The following is a 15,783-nucleotide window of genomic DNA, read 5'->3' on the forward strand; positions in this document are numbered from 1 at the left end:
ACGCCACCGGCTGGTCCCTGGAGGAGCGGCTGTACAACCAGGTGTGGGGCATGTTCGAGGACCTGGCCCGCACGGCCGCGGCGTACCGCAGCGCGGTGGACTTCGCCGAATCCCGCATGGAGCAGGAGCTCGACAAGGTCCTCTCCGACCCGCGCAGCCGCATCGGCAACACCGGCGACGCGGCACGCGCGGCCGCCCGTGCCCGCCACGGCGACCTCGTCGACCAGGCGCGCGCCGCCCTCGACCGTGACCTGGCCCAGCTCGCCGCCGAGGCGGAGGTCGTCGAGCCGGCGCTGCCCCCGGCGTTCGCCGACTGGTCCAGCCCCGTCTGGCACGCCTACCGCGCGCCCATGGAGATACCGATGGCGCTGCGCCTCGGCAATCTCCATCTGCCCGAGCGTCCCGACCTGCGCATTCCCATGCTCGTCCGGCTGCCCCTGGAGCGCGGCCTGTGGATCGACAGCGGCCGCTCCGGCACGGACTCGCTCGCCGACGCCGACCAGCTGCGCCGCCTCGCCCTGGACAGCGCCGTCGCGCACACCGCGCGGCTGCTCGCCTCGTATCCGCCCGGCGCGTTCACCGTGCACGTCATCGACGCCGCGGGCACCGGTACGGCCGCGTTCGCCCCGCTCGTGTCGGCCGGGGTCCTGGACGGGCCGCCCGCGACCGGCGCCGCGGGGGTCACCGCCGCGCTCACCCGGCTCACCCAGCGCGTGGACCTGGTGCAGATGGCCGTCCGCGGCGGCGTCGCCGACGCCCTGCCGCCGGACCTGGACACCGGCGAGCAGCTGCTCGTCGTCAACGACTTCCCGCACGGCTTCGACGACCGCGCCGTGACCCAGCTCCGCTATCTGGCCGACGAGGGCCCCGCCGTCGGCGTCCACCTGATGATGGTCGCCGACCGCGAGGACGCCTCGGAGTACGGCCCGCTGCTCGACCCGCTGTGGCGCGCGCTGCTGCGGGTGACACCGGTGCCCGACGACCACCTCGCGGACCCGTGGGTCGGCCACGCGTGGACGTACGAGCCGCCGATGCCCCCGCCCGGCAGCCAAGTCCTCAGCCACGTCCTGCAGCGCGTGGGCGAGGCCCGCCGCACCGGGAGTCGCTGACCCCGCCCGCCGTCCGCCCGCACGCGTGCCGGGCCCGTCACCAAGTCGACCTAGCGACTGTCAAAGGCTCACGCACCCGCCTGGCCTGGCCATTTGGCTCTCATTTGCCGCTCCCTTTACCTAACCTTGGTCTTTCACGTACTCTTCTCAGTGCGGAGGGGAGTACTCCCGTACGCGACGTGCCCGTCAATACGGACCGCCATCGGTCCCGGGGCGTCGGCCCGGGGCGCGGAGACAGCGCCCGGGTGGAAGAGACCTCCGGCAGCGACGACGCTGATCAGTAGCCGTACGACGCCGGAGGCGCAGTGGACGTTTCAATGACCGTGTGGGCCCTGACCGTTCTTGGTCTGTGTGCCCTGATCGCGGCGGACTTCTTCATCGGGCGCAAGCCGCACGATGTGTCCATCAAGGAAGCCGGCATATGGACGATCGTCTGGATCGTCCTCGCCGTGCTGTTCGGAATCGGCCTGCTGATCGCGGGCGAGACTCAGGCGTCCGGCGAGTTCTTCGCGGGCTTCATCACCGAGAAGTCGCTGAGCGTCGACAACCTCTTCGTGTTCATCCTGATCATGGCGAAGTTCTCGGTGCCGTCGCACCTGCAGCAGCGTGTGCTGCTGTTCGGTGTGCTGATCGCCCTCGTCCTGCGTGCGATCTTCATCGCCGCCGGCGCCGCGGTCATCGCGAACTTCTCCTGGGTCTTCTACATCTTCGGCGCGTTCCTGATCTACACCGCCTGGAAGCTCATCCAGGAGGCGCGCGCCGACGAGGAGGAAGAGGACTGGGAGGAGAACCGCCTCCTGAAGTCCATCGAGAAGAAGTTCGGCGTCTCGGACCGGTACGAGGGCACGAAGCTGTTCATCCAGAAGAACGGCAAGAAGATCATGACGCCCCTCATGGTCGTCATGCTCGCCATCGGTACCACCGACGTCCTGTTCGCGATGGACTCCATCCCCGCGATCTTCGGCCTCACCCAGGACCCGTACATCGTCTTCACCGCCAACGCCTTCGCCCTGATGGGTCTGCGGCAGCTGTACTTCCTCATCGGCGGACTGCTCAAGAAGCTGGTCCACCTGAGCTACGGCCTGTCGGTGATCCTCGGCTTCATCGGCGTGAAGCTGGTCCTGCACGCCCTGCACGAGAACGGCGTGCATGTCCCCGAGATCTCCATCCCGGTCTCGCTCGGCGTCATCTGCGGCGTCCTGATCGTCACGACGATCACCAGCCTGATGGCCAACAAGAAGCAGTCGGAGCGCGAGGCGGCCGAGTCCGCCGAGGCGACGGAGTCCGGCAAGGACGACGCCCAGAAGGACAGCATCCAGGCGTAACGGCACTCTACGGAGCGGCGTGATGGGGCGTACCGGCCCATGACGTGAGGCTGCGTGAAGAACCATCCGGAGCGGTGCACGGTCCTCGACCGTGCACCGCTTCCGCATAGAAAGGCACACATGAAGTCGCGGCCCTCCCGCGCGCGGGGCAGCATCGAAGACATGATCCCCAGGCTCCGGGCAGTCACCGCGCGGTGGACGGCCGCCGTGCCCGTGCTCGGAGTCGTCCTCCTCGCCCTCACCTGGGGGCGCGACCTGTCGGGAGTGGTCGTCGCCCTGGTGACGGCGGTGCTCGCGGGCGCGGTGCTCGCTGCCGTCCACCATGCCGAAGTCATCGCGCACCGCGTCGGCGAACCCTTCGGCTCGCTCGTCCTTGCCGTCGCGGTGACCATCATCGAGGTCGCCCTGATCGTCACCCTCATGGCCGACGGCGGCGACAAGAGTTCCACCCTGGCGCGCGACACCGTCTTCGCCGCCGTCATGATCACCTGTAACGGCATACTGGGCCTCTGCCTGCTGACCGGCGCCCTGCGCCACCGCGTCGCCGTCTTCAACTCCGAGGGCACCGGCGCCGCACTCGCGACCGTCGCCACCCTGGCCACGCTCAGCCTGGTGCTGCCGACCTTCACCACGTCCAAGCCGGGTCCCGAGTTCTCCACGGCGCAGCTCACCTTCGCCGCCCTGGCCTCACTCGTCCTGTACGGCCTGTTCGTGGCGACCCAGACCGTCCGGCACCGTGACTACTTCCTGCCGGTCACCAAGGAGGGAGAGGTCGTCGACGCAGACGACCACGCCGAAGGTCCCTCCGCCCGCACCGCCCTGATCAGCCTCGGCCTGCTGGCGCTCGCGCTGATCGGCGTCGTCGGGCTCGCCAAGGGTGTGTCGCCCACCATCGAGTCGGGTGTCGAGTCCGCGGGTCTGCCGCACGCCGTCGTCGGCGTGATCATCGCCCTGCTCGTGCTGCTGCCCGAGACCATCGCGGCCGTGCGCGCGGCCCGACGCGACCGCGTCCAGACGAGCCTGAACCTCGCCCTCGGGTCGGCGATGGCCAGCATCGGCCTGACCATCCCCGCCGTCGCCATCGCCTCCGTCTGGCTGTCCGGGCCGCTCGTGCTCGGCCTCAGCTCGACCCACATGGTGCTGCTCGTCCTGACGGTCCTCGTGGGCACGCTCACGGTCGTGCCCGGGCGCGCCACGCCCCTGCAGGGCGGTGTGCACCTGGTGCTGTTCGCGGCGTATCTGGAGCTCGCGATCAACCCGTGACGCGGGCCGAGGGGGCCGCGGGGCGCTGTCCGGCCACCGGGCATGCCGCGCCCCCTCGGCCGCCGGGCACGCCGCGCGCCTCTCACCCCGCCACCGGCACCACCGCCTCCTCCCGCGCGGGCCGCGTCTCCGGCAGCAGCGCGAAGCAGCCGAGGCTCAGCACCGCCACCGCCGTCAGGTACGCGGCCACACCCCACGGAGTGCCCTCGCCGCGCGCCGCCGCGGTCGCCACCATCGGGGTGAGCGCGCCACCGAGGACCCCGGCCAGGTTGTAGCCCACCGCCGCGCCCGTGCAGCGCACCCGCGGCGCGTACAGCTCCGGCAGATAGGCGGCGACCACGGAGAACATCGTGACGAACGCGAGCAGCGCCACCAGGAAGCCCAGGAAGATCAGGAGCGGCTCACCCGTCGCCAGGAGGGCGACCATGGGGAACATCCACAGGGCCACCGCCGAGCACCCCACCAGGCACATCGGCCGCCGCCCGTACCGGTCACCCAGCAGCGCCGCCACCGGCGTCAGCGCCCCCTTGACGACGACGGCGGCCATGATGCACCCGAGCATCACCGTCCGGCTCACGCCGAGCCGCTCCACGCCGTACGACAGCGACCAGGTCGTGACGGCGTAGAACACCGCGTACCCGACCGCGAGCGCGCCCGCCGTCAGCAGGACCAGGCGCCAGTGGTCGCGTGCCACCTCGACGAGCGGCACGCGCGCGTGCTCGCGCACCTGAAGGAAGTCCGGACTCTCCGCGAGCGAGGCGCGCAGCGCGAGCCCGGCCACCGCGAGCAGCCCCGCCCCCCAGAACGGAATCCGCCACCCCCAGGACGCGAACTGCGCGTCCGTGAGCGTCGCCGAGAGCACCAGCATGACGCCGTTGGCCAGCAGGAACCCGATCGCGGGCCCGACCTGCGGGAAGCTCGCCCACAGCGCACGCCGCTCGGGCGGCGCGTGCTCGGCGGTGAGCAGCACCGCACCGCCCCACTCGCCACCGAGCCCCACGCCCTGCACGAAGCGCAGCACAAGGAGCAGCACGGGAGCGGCCACGCCGATCGACTCGTACGTCGGTACGCAGCCGACGGCGACCGTGGCCAGGCCCGTCATCAGCAGCGAGAGCACCAGGACGGGCCGCCGGCCGCGCCGGTCACCGAGGTGCCCGAAGAGCACGGAGCCGAGCGGCCGGGCCACGAAGCCCACTCCGAATGTCGCGAACGCGGCGAGAGTTCCCGCCAGCGGGGAGAACGTCGGGAAGAACAGCGGCCCGAGCACGAGCGCCGCCGCGGTGCCGTAGATGAAGAAGTCGTAGAACTCGATGGCCGTCCCGGCGAGCGACGCGGCGGCGAGCCGCGGCAGCGAAGGGGCCGCGGGCTGGGGTTTTGACGGAGAGTCACTGTTGCGCACGGTGCGTCAACTACCCGGTGTGAAAGGCGGTTACGGGGGCGCGCGGGAGTCCGAGGGCGCGTCGGGGAGCCCGATGGCGCGCCCCGCCCGAGGGTGTCGACGAGCGGCTCGCAGGGGAGCGGGAAGAGTTCCGGCCGCCCGGCTCAGCGCGCTCGCACCGTGATAGACCGTCTGTGAGCAGCAGCCCGACGCACGGAGGTCCCTGTGCCCCACACCCTCGCCACCGCCCCGGTCATGGTCCTCAACGGGCCCAACCTGAACCTCCTGGGCAAGCGCCAGCCGGAGATCTACGGCACCGACACGCTCGCCGACGTGGAGGCGATGTGCGCCAAGGCGGCCGCCGCGCACGGCGGGACGGTCGACCTGCGACAGTCCAACCACGAGGGCGAGCTGGTGGACTGGATCCACGAGGCGCGCGAGCAGCACGCGGGCATCGTCATCAACCCGGCCGCGTACTCGCACACCTCGGTGGCGATCCTGGACGCGCTCAACACCTGCGACGGCCTGCCCGTCGTGGAGGTCCACATCTCCAACATCCACCAGCGCGAGGCGTTCCGGCACCATTCGTACGTCTCGCAACGCGCCGACGGCGTCATCGCGGGGTGCGGCGTGCAGGGGTACGTGTTCGCGGTGGAGCGGGTGGCGGCGCTGGTGGCGCGGGGCTAGGACACGCCCTGGGCACTGTCCGACGGGCCCGCGCCACCGAGCGGGGTCACCAGCCGCGCTCGCGCCACTCGGGCAGGTGCGGGCGCTCGGCGCCCAGCGTCGTGTCGCCGCCGTGGCCCGGATAGACCCACGTCTCGTCCGGCAGCGTGCCGAAGATCTTCGTCTCGACGTCCTCGATGAGGCTCCCGAACCGCTCCGGGTCCTTCCACGTATTGCCGACGCCCCCGGGGAAGAGGCAGTCGCCGGTGAAGACGTGCGGGTGGCCGTGCGGGTCGTCGTACACGAGGGCGATCGAGCCCGGCGTGTGGCCCACGAGGTGCCGGGCCGTGAGCGAGATCCGGCCGAATTCGATCGTGTCGCCGTCGTCGACGAGGACGTCCGTCGGCACCGGGATGCCCTCGGCGTCCTCGCGGCCCGCGTACGTCCGCGCGCCCGTCGCGGCGACGACCTCCTCCAGCGCCTGCCAGTGGTCGCCGTGCTGGTGGGTGGTGACGACGGCGGTGATGCCGTCGTCACCGATGAGCCGCAGCAGGGTGCCGGGCTCGTTCGCCGCGTCGATCAGGAGCTGCTCGTCGGTGGCCCGACAGCGCAGCACATAGGCGTTGTTGTCCATCGGCCCGACCGCGACCTTGGAGATCATCAGGTCTCGCAGTTCGTGCACGTCCGCGGGTCCGCCGACCTTCACCGCTCCGCTGTACGTCATGCGGCCAGCCTATAGCGGGGGGAGCGCGGGGAGGGGGCCGCCGTCGACGGTCAGCTGGGCCGCGAGGGCGCGGTGGTCGCGGCGGCCCGCAAGCCAGCCGACGAGCGCGGGAGCCGGGCCGCTGACGGTGACCTCCGGCTTGTCCGCGGCGCGACCCGTCGGCCACGCGCGCGTGCCGTCGGTGACGTTCGTCGCCACCACCTCCGGGTTGCCGGAGAAGCGGTCCGTGAGGAAGCCGATCTCACGCTCCAGGAAGTCGGCCGGTACGTCCTCCAGCTCATAGCCGACCCCGAGGTCGACGTGGTGCAGCTCCAGCTCCACCCAGCGCCGGAACGGCACCCGGGACGCCGAGTCCGTGACGCCGTTGCGCATCGTGATGGTGCGGGACCAGTCGGCGGGCAGCGCGGCCTGGGCCTCCAGGCGGGCCGCGCTCTCGCGCAGGTCCGTGAGCTGGACGTCCACCGGCCGCGGCGCGTCCCGCTCGATGTCCGCGTCCCGCGCCTCCCCGCTCACGTACATGGGCCGCCCGGCCAGCACGTTCACCAGGGCGTCGGCGTTCCGCGCGACGTGCGCGAGGACGTGCCCACGCGTCCAGCCGGGAAGCCGTGACGGCTCGGCGATCGAAACGTTGTCCAATGCGGTGGCTGCGGCGAGCAGCCGTTCGGTCGCGTCACGTACAGACGCCAGGTCGCGCACATGATCAATCATGGGCCCGACGATAGCTTCGCCACACGTTCGGGTGAAGGCGGTGGACCACCCCCGCAAATCGAATGTCCGTGCTATACGCTCGAGAGCGGCATCGGGCACTCTTGGTCGTACGGATTTCATTCACCGGAGCATCCGGCCCGGCGTTGTCAGTGGGTCGCCCTAGTCTGTGAAGGACGGGGGCCCCGCCCCTGTCACTTCTCTCAAGAAAGGTGCGGACCGGCGTGGCCGACCGTCTCATCGTCCGTGGCGCGCGCGAGCACAATCTCAAGAACGTCTCGCTCGACCTCCCGCGTGACTCCCTCATCGTCTTCACCGGCCTGTCCGGATCCGGCAAGTCCTCGCTCGCGTTCGACACGATCTTCGCCGAGGGTCAGCGGAGGTACGTCGAGTCCCTGTCCTCGTACGCGCGCCAGTTCCTCGGCCAGATGGACAAGCCCGACGTCGACTTCATCGAGGGCCTCTCGCCCGCGGTCTCCATCGACCAGAAGTCGACCTCGCGCAACCCGCGCTCCACGGTCGGCACCATCACCGAGGTGTACGACTACCTCCGCCTGCTGTTCGCCCGCATCGGCAAGCCGCACTGCCCCGAGTGCGGCCGCCCGATCACCCGCCAGTCCCCGCAGGCCATCGTCGACAAGGTGCTCACGCTGCCCGAGGGCAGCCGCTTCCAGGTCCTGTCGCCGCTGGTGCGCGAGCGCAAGGGCGAGTTCGTCGACCTCTTCGCCGACCTCCAGACGAAGGGCTACAGCCGCGCCCGGGTGGACGGCGAGACCATCCAGCTCTCCGAGCCGCCCACGCTGAAGAAGCAGGAGAAGCACACCATCGAGGTGGTCGTCGACCGCCTCACCGTCAAGGACAGCGCCAAGCGCCGCCTGACGGACTCCGTGGAGACCGCGCTCGGCCTCTCCGGAGGCATGGTCGTCCTGGACTTCGTCGACCTCCCCGAGGACGACCCCGAGCGCGAGCGGATGTACTCGGAGCACCTCTACTGCCCGTACGACGACCTGTCCTTCGAAGAGCTGGAGCCCCGCTCCTTCTCCTTCAACTCGCCCTTCGGCGCCTGCCCCGACTGCACCGGCATCGGCACGCGCATGGAGGTCGACCCCGAGCTGATCGTCCCCGACGAGGAGAAGTCCCTCGACGAGGGCGCCATCCACCCCTGGTCGCACGGCCACACGAAGGACTACTTCGGCCGCCTGGTCGGAGCCCTCGCCGACGCGCTCGGCTTCTCCACGGACATGCCCTGGGCGGGCCTGCCGCAGCGCGCCAAGAAGGCCCTCCTCAACGGCCACAAGACCCAGATCGAGGTCCGCTACAGGAATCGGTACGGCAGAGAGCGGGTCTACACCACCGCCTTCGAAGGCGCCGTCCCCTTCGTCAAGCGGCGGCACAGCGAGGCCGAGAGCGACGCGAGCCGCGAGCGCTTCGAGGGCTATATGCGCGAGGTGCCCTGCCCGACGTGTGAGGGCACGCGCCTCAAGCCGATCGTCCTGGCCGTCACGGTCATGGGGAAGTCCATCGCCGAGGTCTCCGCGATGTCGATCAGCGACTGCGCTGACTTCCTCGCCCAGCTGAAGCTCGGCGCCCGGGACAAGAAGATCGCCGAGCGGGTCCTGAAGGAGGTCAACGAACGACTGCGCTTCCTGGTCGACGTCGGCCTGGACTACCTGTCGCTCAACCGCGCCGCGGGCACCCTCTCCGGCGGCGAGGCCCAGCGCATCCGCCTGGCCACCCAGATCGGCTCTGGGCTGGTCGGCGTGCTCTACGTCCTCGACGAGCCCTCCATCGGCCTGCACCAGCGCGACAACCACCGCCTCATCGAGACGCTGGTCCGCCTCCGCGACATGGGCAACACCCTGATCGTCGTCGAGCACGACGAGGACACCATCAAGGTCGCCGACTGGGTCGTCGACATCGGCCCCGGCGCGGGCGAGCACGGCGGCAAGGTCGTGCACAGCGGCTCCCTGAAGGAGCTGCTCGACAACGAGAAGTCGGTCACGGGCCAGTATCTGGCGGGCAAGAGGGCCATCCCCGTGCCCGACCTCCGCCGCCCCGCCGACCCCAGCCGCCGGCTCACGGTGCACGGCGCCCGCGAGAACAACCTGCGGGACATCGACGTCTCCTTCCCGCTGGGCGTCCTCACCGCGGTCACCGGCGTCTCCGGATCCGGCAAGTCGACGCTGGTCAACGACATCCTCTACACCCACCTGGCCCGCGAGCTGAACGGCGCCAGGTCCGTCCCCGGCCGCCACACGCGCGTGGACGGCGACGACCTCGTCGACAAGGTGGTGCACGTCGACCAGTCGCCCATCGGCCGCACCCCGCGCTCGAACCCGGCGACGTACACCGGAGTCTTCGACCACGTCCGCAAGCTCTTCGCGGAGACCACGGAGGCGAAGGTCAGGGGCTATCTCCCCGGGCGCTTCTCCTTCAACGTCAAGGGCGGCCGCTGCGAGAACTGCTCCGGCGACGGCACCATCAAGATCGAGATGAACTTCCTCCCGGATGTGTACGTCCCGTGCGAGGTCTGCCACGGCGCGCGGTACAACCGCGAGACCCTGGACGTGCACTACAAGGGCAAGTCCATCGCCGAGGTCCTCGACATGCCCATCGAGGAGGCGCTCGGCTTCTTCGAGGCCGTGCCCGCCATCGCCCGCCACCTGAAGACCCTCCACGACGTGGGCCTCGGCTATGTGCGCCTCGGCCAGTCCGCGCCCACGCTCTCCGGCGGCGAGGCCCAGCGCGTGAAGCTGGCCAGCGAGCTCCAGAAGCGCTCCACGGGCCGCACGGTCTACGTCCTCGACGAGCCGACCACCGGTCTGCACTTCGAAGACATCAGCAAGCTCATCAGTGTCCTGTCGGGCCTCGTCGACAAGGGCAACACGGTCATCGTCATCGAGCACAACCTCGACGTGATCAAGACCGCGGACTGGGTCGTCGACATGGGCCCGGAGGGCGGCAGCGGCGGCGGCCTCGTCATCGCCGAGGGCACCCCCGAGCAGGTCGCCGGGGTCCCGGCCAGCCACACCGGCAAGTTCCTGCGGGACATCATCGCCGCGGACCGGATCAGCGACGCGGAGGTGCCGCCGGCCCGCAAGGCCACGAAGAAGGCCCCCGCCAAGAAGACGGTCGCGGCGGCCACCTCGACCGCCAGGAAGACGGTGGCCGCGAAGACGGCCACCACGAAGGCCGCGTCCACGAAGGCCGCGTCCACGAAGGCGGCGGCTTCGAAGACGGCCGCCAAGAAGGGTGCCGCCAAGAAGACGGCGACGAGGACGCGCAAGGTCTGATCACCGCGTCCGATCAGCCACAGCAGCGCGCCGCCCGTGCCAAGGGCGGCGCGCTGTCGGCTTGTTGAGGGGTGCGCCGACGTGATCGGGTGGTGGCGCGGGCAGGAGGTGCCCGGCATCAGGAACGCGTACGACGACCTAGGAGACGTACGACATGCCCGCAGCCGAAGCGCCCGTGCGGATCGAACGCCAGGGTCCCGTCACCACCGTCGTCCTGTCGCGCCCGCACGTACGCAACGCCGTCGACGGGCCCACCGCCCGCGCCCTCGCCGACGCCTTCCGTGCCTTCGACGCCGACCCGGAGGCATCGGTCGCCGTCCTGTGGGGCGAGGGCGGCACATTCTGCGCGGGCGCCGACCTCAAGGCGCTGGGCACCCCGGACGGCAACGCGGTCACCGAGGTGAACGGCGGGGGCAGCGGGGACGGCGGGGACGAAGCGAGCGACGCCAACGGCGCGCACGACGGGCCGATGGGGCCCACCCGGCTGAGCCTCTCCAAGCCCGTCGTCGCGGCGGTCTCCGGTCACGCCGTCGCGGGCGGCCTGGAGCTAGCGCTCTGGTGCGATCTGCGGGTCGCCGAGGACGACGCCGTGTTCGGGGTGTTCTGCCGCCGCTGGGGCGTGCCGCTCATCGACGGCGGGACGGTGCGGCTGCCCCGGATCGTCGGGGAGGGGCGCGCCATGGACCTGATCCTCACCGGCCGTCCGGTCGACGCCGCGGAGGCGCTGGGCATGGGCCTGGTCAACCGCGTCGTACCGAAGGGCGGCGCCCGCGCGGCGGCCGAGCGCCTTGCCGCCGAGATCGCCGCGTTCCCGCAGACCTGCCTGCGGCACGACCGGCTCTCCGCCCGCGAACAGCACGGGCTGCCCGAACGGCAGGCGCTCGCGGGCGAGTTGGAGCACGGTCTGCACGCGCTCGGTGAAGCGGCCGAAGGCGCCGCGCGGTTCGCCGCGGGGGCGGGACGGCACGGCGTCTTCGGCGAGAGCTGAGCGCTTCGCTGGATTTGCGGTGATGCCCTCTGCGGGTTGGTGGGGGCTGGTCGCGCCCCGCGGCGGAGCCGCAGATCGATACAGCCCCGCGCCCCTTACGGGGCCGCGGCCCCGCACCGACGCCTACGCCCCGTCCTTCCCCGGCTCCAGGAACTGCATGTCCAGCTGGATCTTCACGACCTCGCCGAGCATGCCGGGGGCGAACGTCAGGCCGTACTCGCTGCGGCGGATCTCGCCCGTCGCCTCGAAGCCCGCGTGCCGGGTGTCGCCGAACTCGCCGAGGCCCCCGAACTCCACGGCGAGCGTCACAGGACGGGTGACGTCGCCGATGGTCAGGTCGCCCGCCATCGTCCAGTCCTCGCCGGCGCCGGTGACCCCGGTGGAGCGGAACGCCATCGTCGGGCGCTTCTCCACGTCGAGCAGGTCGGAGGCGCGGACGTGCGCGTCACGGTCCGGGTTGCCGGTGTCGATCGAGGCGAGCGCGATCGTGGCGTTCACCGCGGTGCCGTCCAGGGTCTCGCCCACCACCAGCTCCGCGTCGAACTGTGTGAAGCGGCCCCGCACCTTGGAGATGCCCAGGTGGCGAATCGTGAAGTTCACGGCGGAGTGCAGCGGGTCGAGCGCCCAGCGGCCCGCCGGAAGAGGCAGGGCGGTGGCGGTGTCAGTGGTGGTGTCGGTCTCGAAGCTCATGCCGTCCACTCTGGGGCGGGGCACAGGCGCGAGGAAGGCCGGGCGGAGACTGGTAGTGGCAGGGCCACCATCAGGGCGGCCGCCCCCGGGACCGCCCTGATACGTTCGAACGGTGAGCGACAACGAGCTGGGAGCCTTCCTCCGTGCCCGCCGCGAGGCCGTCACCCCCACCGAAGTGGGCCTGCCCAGCGGCCCGCGCCGCCGCACCCCCGGACTGCGCCGCTCCGAAGTCGCCACCCTCGCGGGCATCAGCGTCGAGTATCTGACCCGCCTGGAGCAGGGCCGCGACCGCAACCCGTCGCCGCCCGTGCTCGGTTCGCTCGCCGACGTACTGCGGCTGACCATGGAGGAGCGCATCCACCTGCGCCGCCTGGAGAAGGCGAGCAACGGCGCCGAGGGCCCCTGCTGTGCCGACGCCCCGCCGCCCGCCCTGTCTGTCCGCCCGACCGTGCGGGCCCTGGTCGACCGCCTCGAACCCACCCCGGCCGTACTGCTCAACCGGCTCAGCGACGTCCTCGCGTACACGACCGGGTACGAACGGATCGCCCGCCCGCTCGGCCTGCTGGACGGCGACCGGCCCAACTTCCTGCGCTTCGTCTTCACCGACGAGCGGGCCCGCGCCACCTTCACCGAGTGGGACCGCGTCGCCGACGAGCAGATCGCGCACCTGAGAAGCGAATCGCCGATGATCGATCCCCATGTGCTGCAGTTCGTCGACGAGTTGACGGTCCTCGCCGGGGCGCCGTTCACCGACCGGATCGAGGCCGTTCCCGGTGTGCCGCGCCGCAGCGGTGTGCAGAGCCTGGTCCACCCGGAGGTCGGGGCGCTGCGGCTGTCGTACGAGTCGCTGGCCCTGCCGGACGTCGACGGCCAGCGGCTCCTCGTGCACCTCCCGGCCGACGACGCCACCTCGGCCGCGCTCGACCAGTTGAACGGGCGCCAGCCGGGCGGCCTCCGCGCGGTGAGCGGTTAGCCGCCGATCCCGCCGTCCGCGCCCAACTCCCTTGCGTACGGCGGTTCCGCCCCCGGCCGCGAGCAGGTGATCGCCGCCGCGCGCGCCGCGAACCGCAGCACCTCGGCCCAGGCGTCGCCGCCGAGGCCCGCCACCGTGTCCGCCGACAGGGCGTCCCGCGCGGCGAGCCCCTGCAGCAGTGCCGCGTTGACCGTGTCGCCCGCGCCGATCGTGTCCACGACGTCGACCGGGACGCCCGGCACGGAGACCTCGCCGCCGTCACGCGTGAAGACGGACAGGCCGTCGCCGCCCCGCGTCACCACCACGGCCGCGGGCCCCGACGCCAGCCACTCCTCGGGCGCACCGCCCAGCCAGCGGGCGTCCTCCTCGGACACCTTCAGGAGCGCCACCGACGGCAGCCAGCTCTTGAACCGGGCGCGGTAGGCGTCGGCGTCGGGGATGAGGACGGAGCGGATGTTGGGGTCGAGGGCCGTGAAGACGCCGCGTGCCGCCTCGCGTCGCATGAGTTCCTCGTATGCGCTCGCGCCCGGCTCCAGGACGAGGGAGCAGGTTCCGAAGGACAGCGCCCGGACGCCGTCCGGGATCCGGCGCGGCACGGCGAAGAGGCGGTCGGCGGTGCCGTCGACGTAGAAGGAGTAGCCGGCCGAGCCGTCCGCGCCGATCGAGGCGACGGCCAGCGTCGTCGGCTCGGCGCCCCGCTGGACGTACGACACGTCGACGTCCGCGGCCCGCAGCCCCGCGAGCAGCGCCTCGCCGAACGCGTCCAGCGAGACCCGGGAGCAGAAGGAGGTGGGGGAGCCGAGGCGGCCGAGGGCGACCGCCGTGTTGTACGGCCCGCCGCCGAGCCTCGGCGCGAGGGCGGGCAGCGCCGTGGTGGCTCCACGTGAGGGGGAGCCCGCAGAGCCCACCTCATGCGGAACGAGGTCGATGAGGGCCTCTCCTGCGACGACTATCACTGACGGTTCCTTTCCGGTGCTGCCGTGCTGCCGTGCTGCCGTGCTGCCGTGCTGCCGCGTGCTGCCGTGCTGCCGTGCTGCCGTGCTGCCGTGCTGCGCACAGGCTAGAGCCTGACCGGGCGGGCGCGGCCGAAGCGGGCGGTACTCGGGCACCCCCGAGCCCCACCCGGTCACGGATCGGCCCACCGGTAGGGTCTGATCGTCGCCGAACCCCCTCGGAACCCCCTTGACCTGTGGAGACTTCATGTCCGGCACGTCCCCCGCCCGCCGCACCGTGCTCCGCGCGGCCGCACTCGTCCCGGCCGCCGGGCTCGGGCTCACCGCCTGTACGTCGGGTGACGGCGGCAGCCGTTCGGCGCCGACGAAGCCGGTGGAACTGGGCGCGGCCGATGAGGTGCCGGTGGGCGGATCGAAGCTCTACACCGACGAGAACGTGGTGGTCAGCCGGATCGCCGACGACGAGTACAAGGCGTTCAGCAGCATCTGCACGCACGCGCAGTGCCCCATCGAGAAGCTCCGGGGCAGCAAGTTGACCTGCCAGTGCCACGGGAGCCAGTTCGACGCGAAGAACGGCAAGGTGCTGCGCGAGCCGGCCGTGACACCCCTGGAGGAACTGCCGGTGAAGGTGGCGGGCGGCAAGATCGTCGCGGGCCCGGGCGCCTGACCGGCGGATCGGCTCACCCCGATCGGCTCACCCCGGGGCCCACCCGGTGCGCTGCCGGTTCACTCCCAGTCCCACCCGATCCCGATGATCCCGGCCCGCACCTGTGGCTCCACCAGATGCACCGAGCGGTGGCTGCCGCTGAGCGTCAGCTCCTGGCGGCCCAGGCGCGGCGCGGCCGCCGAGCGCTGGGTGAAACGGTGGCAGCGCGCGGGCAGGGCCTCCTCGGCGAAGCGGACCTGGAGCGCGTACTGGCCGCCGGTGAAGCTGAAGCCGCGTACGTACTCGGCGCTCACGCCGGCCGTGCCGTCCTCGAAGCCGTAGCAGAACAGATGGGTGTCGCCCGCGCGCAGCCGGGCGTCGAAGAGCAGCTCCGCGACCAGCACACCGGTGTCGTGGTGCCAGCGCACGCGCCCGGTGCGGCAGTTCTCCAGGGCCCGCACCTCCATGCGCTCCGGGGCGCAGCCGGGGTCCCCGTGGTGGATGGCCAGGTAGCGGTCGACGCCGTCCGCGTGGGCGCGGACGACGTGCTGGGAGTCGCGTCCGAGGAGTTCACGGCGCGGGCCGATGCGTATGCGCTCGTGGTGGCCGATGGTGTGCAGGCCGCCGTCGAGCGGGGATCCCAGGTCGGCGATCAGGGACTGCAGGACGTCGGACGCCTCCACCAGGGAGCGGTACGAACGGGCGGCGGGCCGCTCGGCCGCGGTGCGCTCGTGGGCCTGGGCGAGCAGCCGGATGAGGGATTCCTCCGGCAGCTGCAGGATTTCCTCCAGGGCGCGTACGGCACGCAGCGACTCGGCGCGCTGGGGGCGCCGCGCGCCTTGCTGCCAGTAGCTGAGGCTGGTCACGCCGACGTGGACGCCCGCGCGTGCGAGATGATGGCGTACGCGTTGCAGGGGCAGGCGCCGGGCGGCGATCGCGGCGCGCAGGGCGACGTGGAACGGGCCGGTGCGCAGGGCGGTGGCGAGGTCGGCCGAGCAGTCGTCCGCGAGGGCCGTCGTGGGGGGAGAGACGTTCCGCACCGCAGGTCCTTTCTGTGAACGTTCACTCCG

The 15,783-nt window shown here is 71.7% G+C and carries 13 protein-coding genes and 1 pseudogene; 8 read left to right on the top strand and 6 right to left on the bottom strand.

Features of this window, described 5'->3' with window-relative positions; all coding sequences use genetic code 11:
- The 3 genes and pseudogenes from STRAU_RS05320 to STRAU_RS05330 form a co-directional block, all read left to right on the top strand.
- A pseudogene (locus STRAU_RS05320) lies at positions 1-1,109 on the top strand (TerD family protein); the annotation flags it as partial.
- 305 nt (positions 1,110-1,414) lie between these two features.
- On the top strand, positions 1,415-2,434 hold the full coding sequence (locus STRAU_RS05325) for a TerC family protein (RefSeq protein WP_037657675.1): 1,020 nt from the start codon (positions 1,415-1,417) through the stop codon (positions 2,432-2,434).
- Between the two features lie 162 nt (positions 2,435-2,596).
- Positions 2,597-3,697, top strand: a complete 1,101-nt coding sequence (locus tag STRAU_RS05330) for a calcium:cation antiporter (protein ID WP_037657682.1) — start codon at positions 2,597-2,599, stop codon at positions 3,695-3,697.
- 82 nt (positions 3,698-3,779) lie between these two features.
- Here the strand turns inward: STRAU_RS05330 and STRAU_RS05335 are convergent, their stop codons facing one another.
- The gene (locus STRAU_RS05335) at positions 3,780-5,096 is read right to left on the bottom strand and encodes an MFS transporter (protein ID WP_016639222.1); all 1,317 of its coding nucleotides are present in this window, start codon (positions 5,094-5,096) and stop codon (positions 3,780-3,782) included.
- Between the two features lie 204 nt (positions 5,097-5,300).
- Between STRAU_RS05335 and aroQ the strand changes: the two genes are divergently transcribed.
- On the top strand, positions 5,301-5,762 hold the full coding sequence (gene aroQ / locus STRAU_RS05340; protein ID WP_016639223.1) for a type II 3-dehydroquinate dehydratase: 462 nt from the start codon (positions 5,301-5,303) through the stop codon (positions 5,760-5,762).
- Positions 5,763-5,808: 46 nt separating this feature from the next.
- Here the strand turns inward: aroQ and STRAU_RS05345 are convergent, their stop codons facing one another.
- Together STRAU_RS05345 and STRAU_RS05350 are read right to left on the bottom strand one after the other, a co-directional pair.
- Positions 5,809-6,465 (bottom strand): MBL fold metallo-hydrolase, encoded by a 657-nt coding sequence (locus STRAU_RS05345; RefSeq protein ID WP_016639224.1) that lies wholly within the window; start codon positions 6,463-6,465, stop codon positions 5,809-5,811.
- A 9-nt stretch (positions 6,466-6,474) separates the two neighbouring features.
- A complete protein-coding gene (locus tag STRAU_RS05350; RefSeq protein ID WP_016639225.1) occupies positions 6,475-7,173 on the bottom strand; it encodes a maleylpyruvate isomerase family mycothiol-dependent enzyme in 699 nt (232 codons plus the stop codon).
- Positions 7,174-7,394: 221 nt separating this feature from the next.
- Here STRAU_RS05350 and uvrA point away from each other — a divergent pair, with 221 nt between their 5' ends.
- On the top strand, positions 7,395-10,463 hold the full coding sequence (uvrA, locus tag STRAU_RS05355; RefSeq protein WP_037657686.1) for an excinuclease ABC subunit UvrA: 3,069 nt from the start codon (positions 7,395-7,397) through the stop codon (positions 10,461-10,463).
- A gap of 154 nt (positions 10,464-10,617) precedes the next feature.
- The gene (locus STRAU_RS05360; protein ID WP_037657677.1) at positions 10,618-11,451 is read left to right on the top strand and encodes a crotonase/enoyl-CoA hydratase family protein; all 834 of its coding nucleotides are present in this window, start codon (positions 10,618-10,620) and stop codon (positions 11,449-11,451) included.
- A 123-nt stretch (positions 11,452-11,574) separates the two neighbouring features.
- On the opposite strand, the gene STRAU_RS05365 is transcribed toward STRAU_RS05360, so the two are convergent.
- On the bottom strand, positions 11,575-12,141 hold the full coding sequence (locus tag STRAU_RS05365) for a YceI family protein (RefSeq protein WP_037657687.1): 567 nt from the start codon (positions 12,139-12,141) through the stop codon (positions 11,575-11,577).
- A gap of 112 nt (positions 12,142-12,253) precedes the next feature.
- On the opposite strand from STRAU_RS05365, the gene STRAU_RS05370 reads away from it, so the two are divergent.
- Entirely contained in the window at positions 12,254-13,114 is an 861-nt protein-coding gene (locus STRAU_RS05370; protein WP_016639229.1) for a helix-turn-helix transcriptional regulator, read from the top strand.
- Here STRAU_RS05370 and STRAU_RS05375 read toward each other — a convergent pair.
- Positions 13,111-14,070, bottom strand: coding sequence for a carbohydrate kinase family protein (locus STRAU_RS05375; protein ID WP_016639230.1), 960 nt, complete (start codon positions 14,068-14,070; stop codon positions 13,111-13,113). The genes STRAU_RS05370 and STRAU_RS05375 overlap by 4 nt on opposite strands.
- Before the next feature lie 244 nt (positions 14,071-14,314).
- Between STRAU_RS05375 and STRAU_RS05380 the strand changes: the two genes are divergently transcribed.
- Positions 14,315-14,734 carry a Rieske (2Fe-2S) protein gene (locus STRAU_RS05380; protein ID WP_016639231.1) on the top strand — a complete coding sequence of 140 codons (420 nt, stop codon included), beginning with the start codon at positions 14,315-14,317 and terminating at the stop codon, positions 14,732-14,734.
- A 59-nt stretch (positions 14,735-14,793) separates the two neighbouring features.
- Here STRAU_RS05380 and STRAU_RS05385 read toward each other — a convergent pair whose 3' ends face one another.
- Entirely contained in the window at positions 14,794-15,753 is a 960-nt protein-coding gene (locus tag STRAU_RS05385) for a hypothetical protein (RefSeq protein ID WP_016639232.1), read from the bottom strand.
- Positions 15,754-15,783 lie beyond the last annotated feature (30 nt).

Source organism: Streptomyces aurantiacus JA 4570 (genome assembly GCF_000414115.1).
Classification (GTDB): Bacteria; Actinomycetota; Actinomycetes; order Streptomycetales; family Streptomycetaceae; genus Streptomyces; species Streptomyces aurantiacus_A.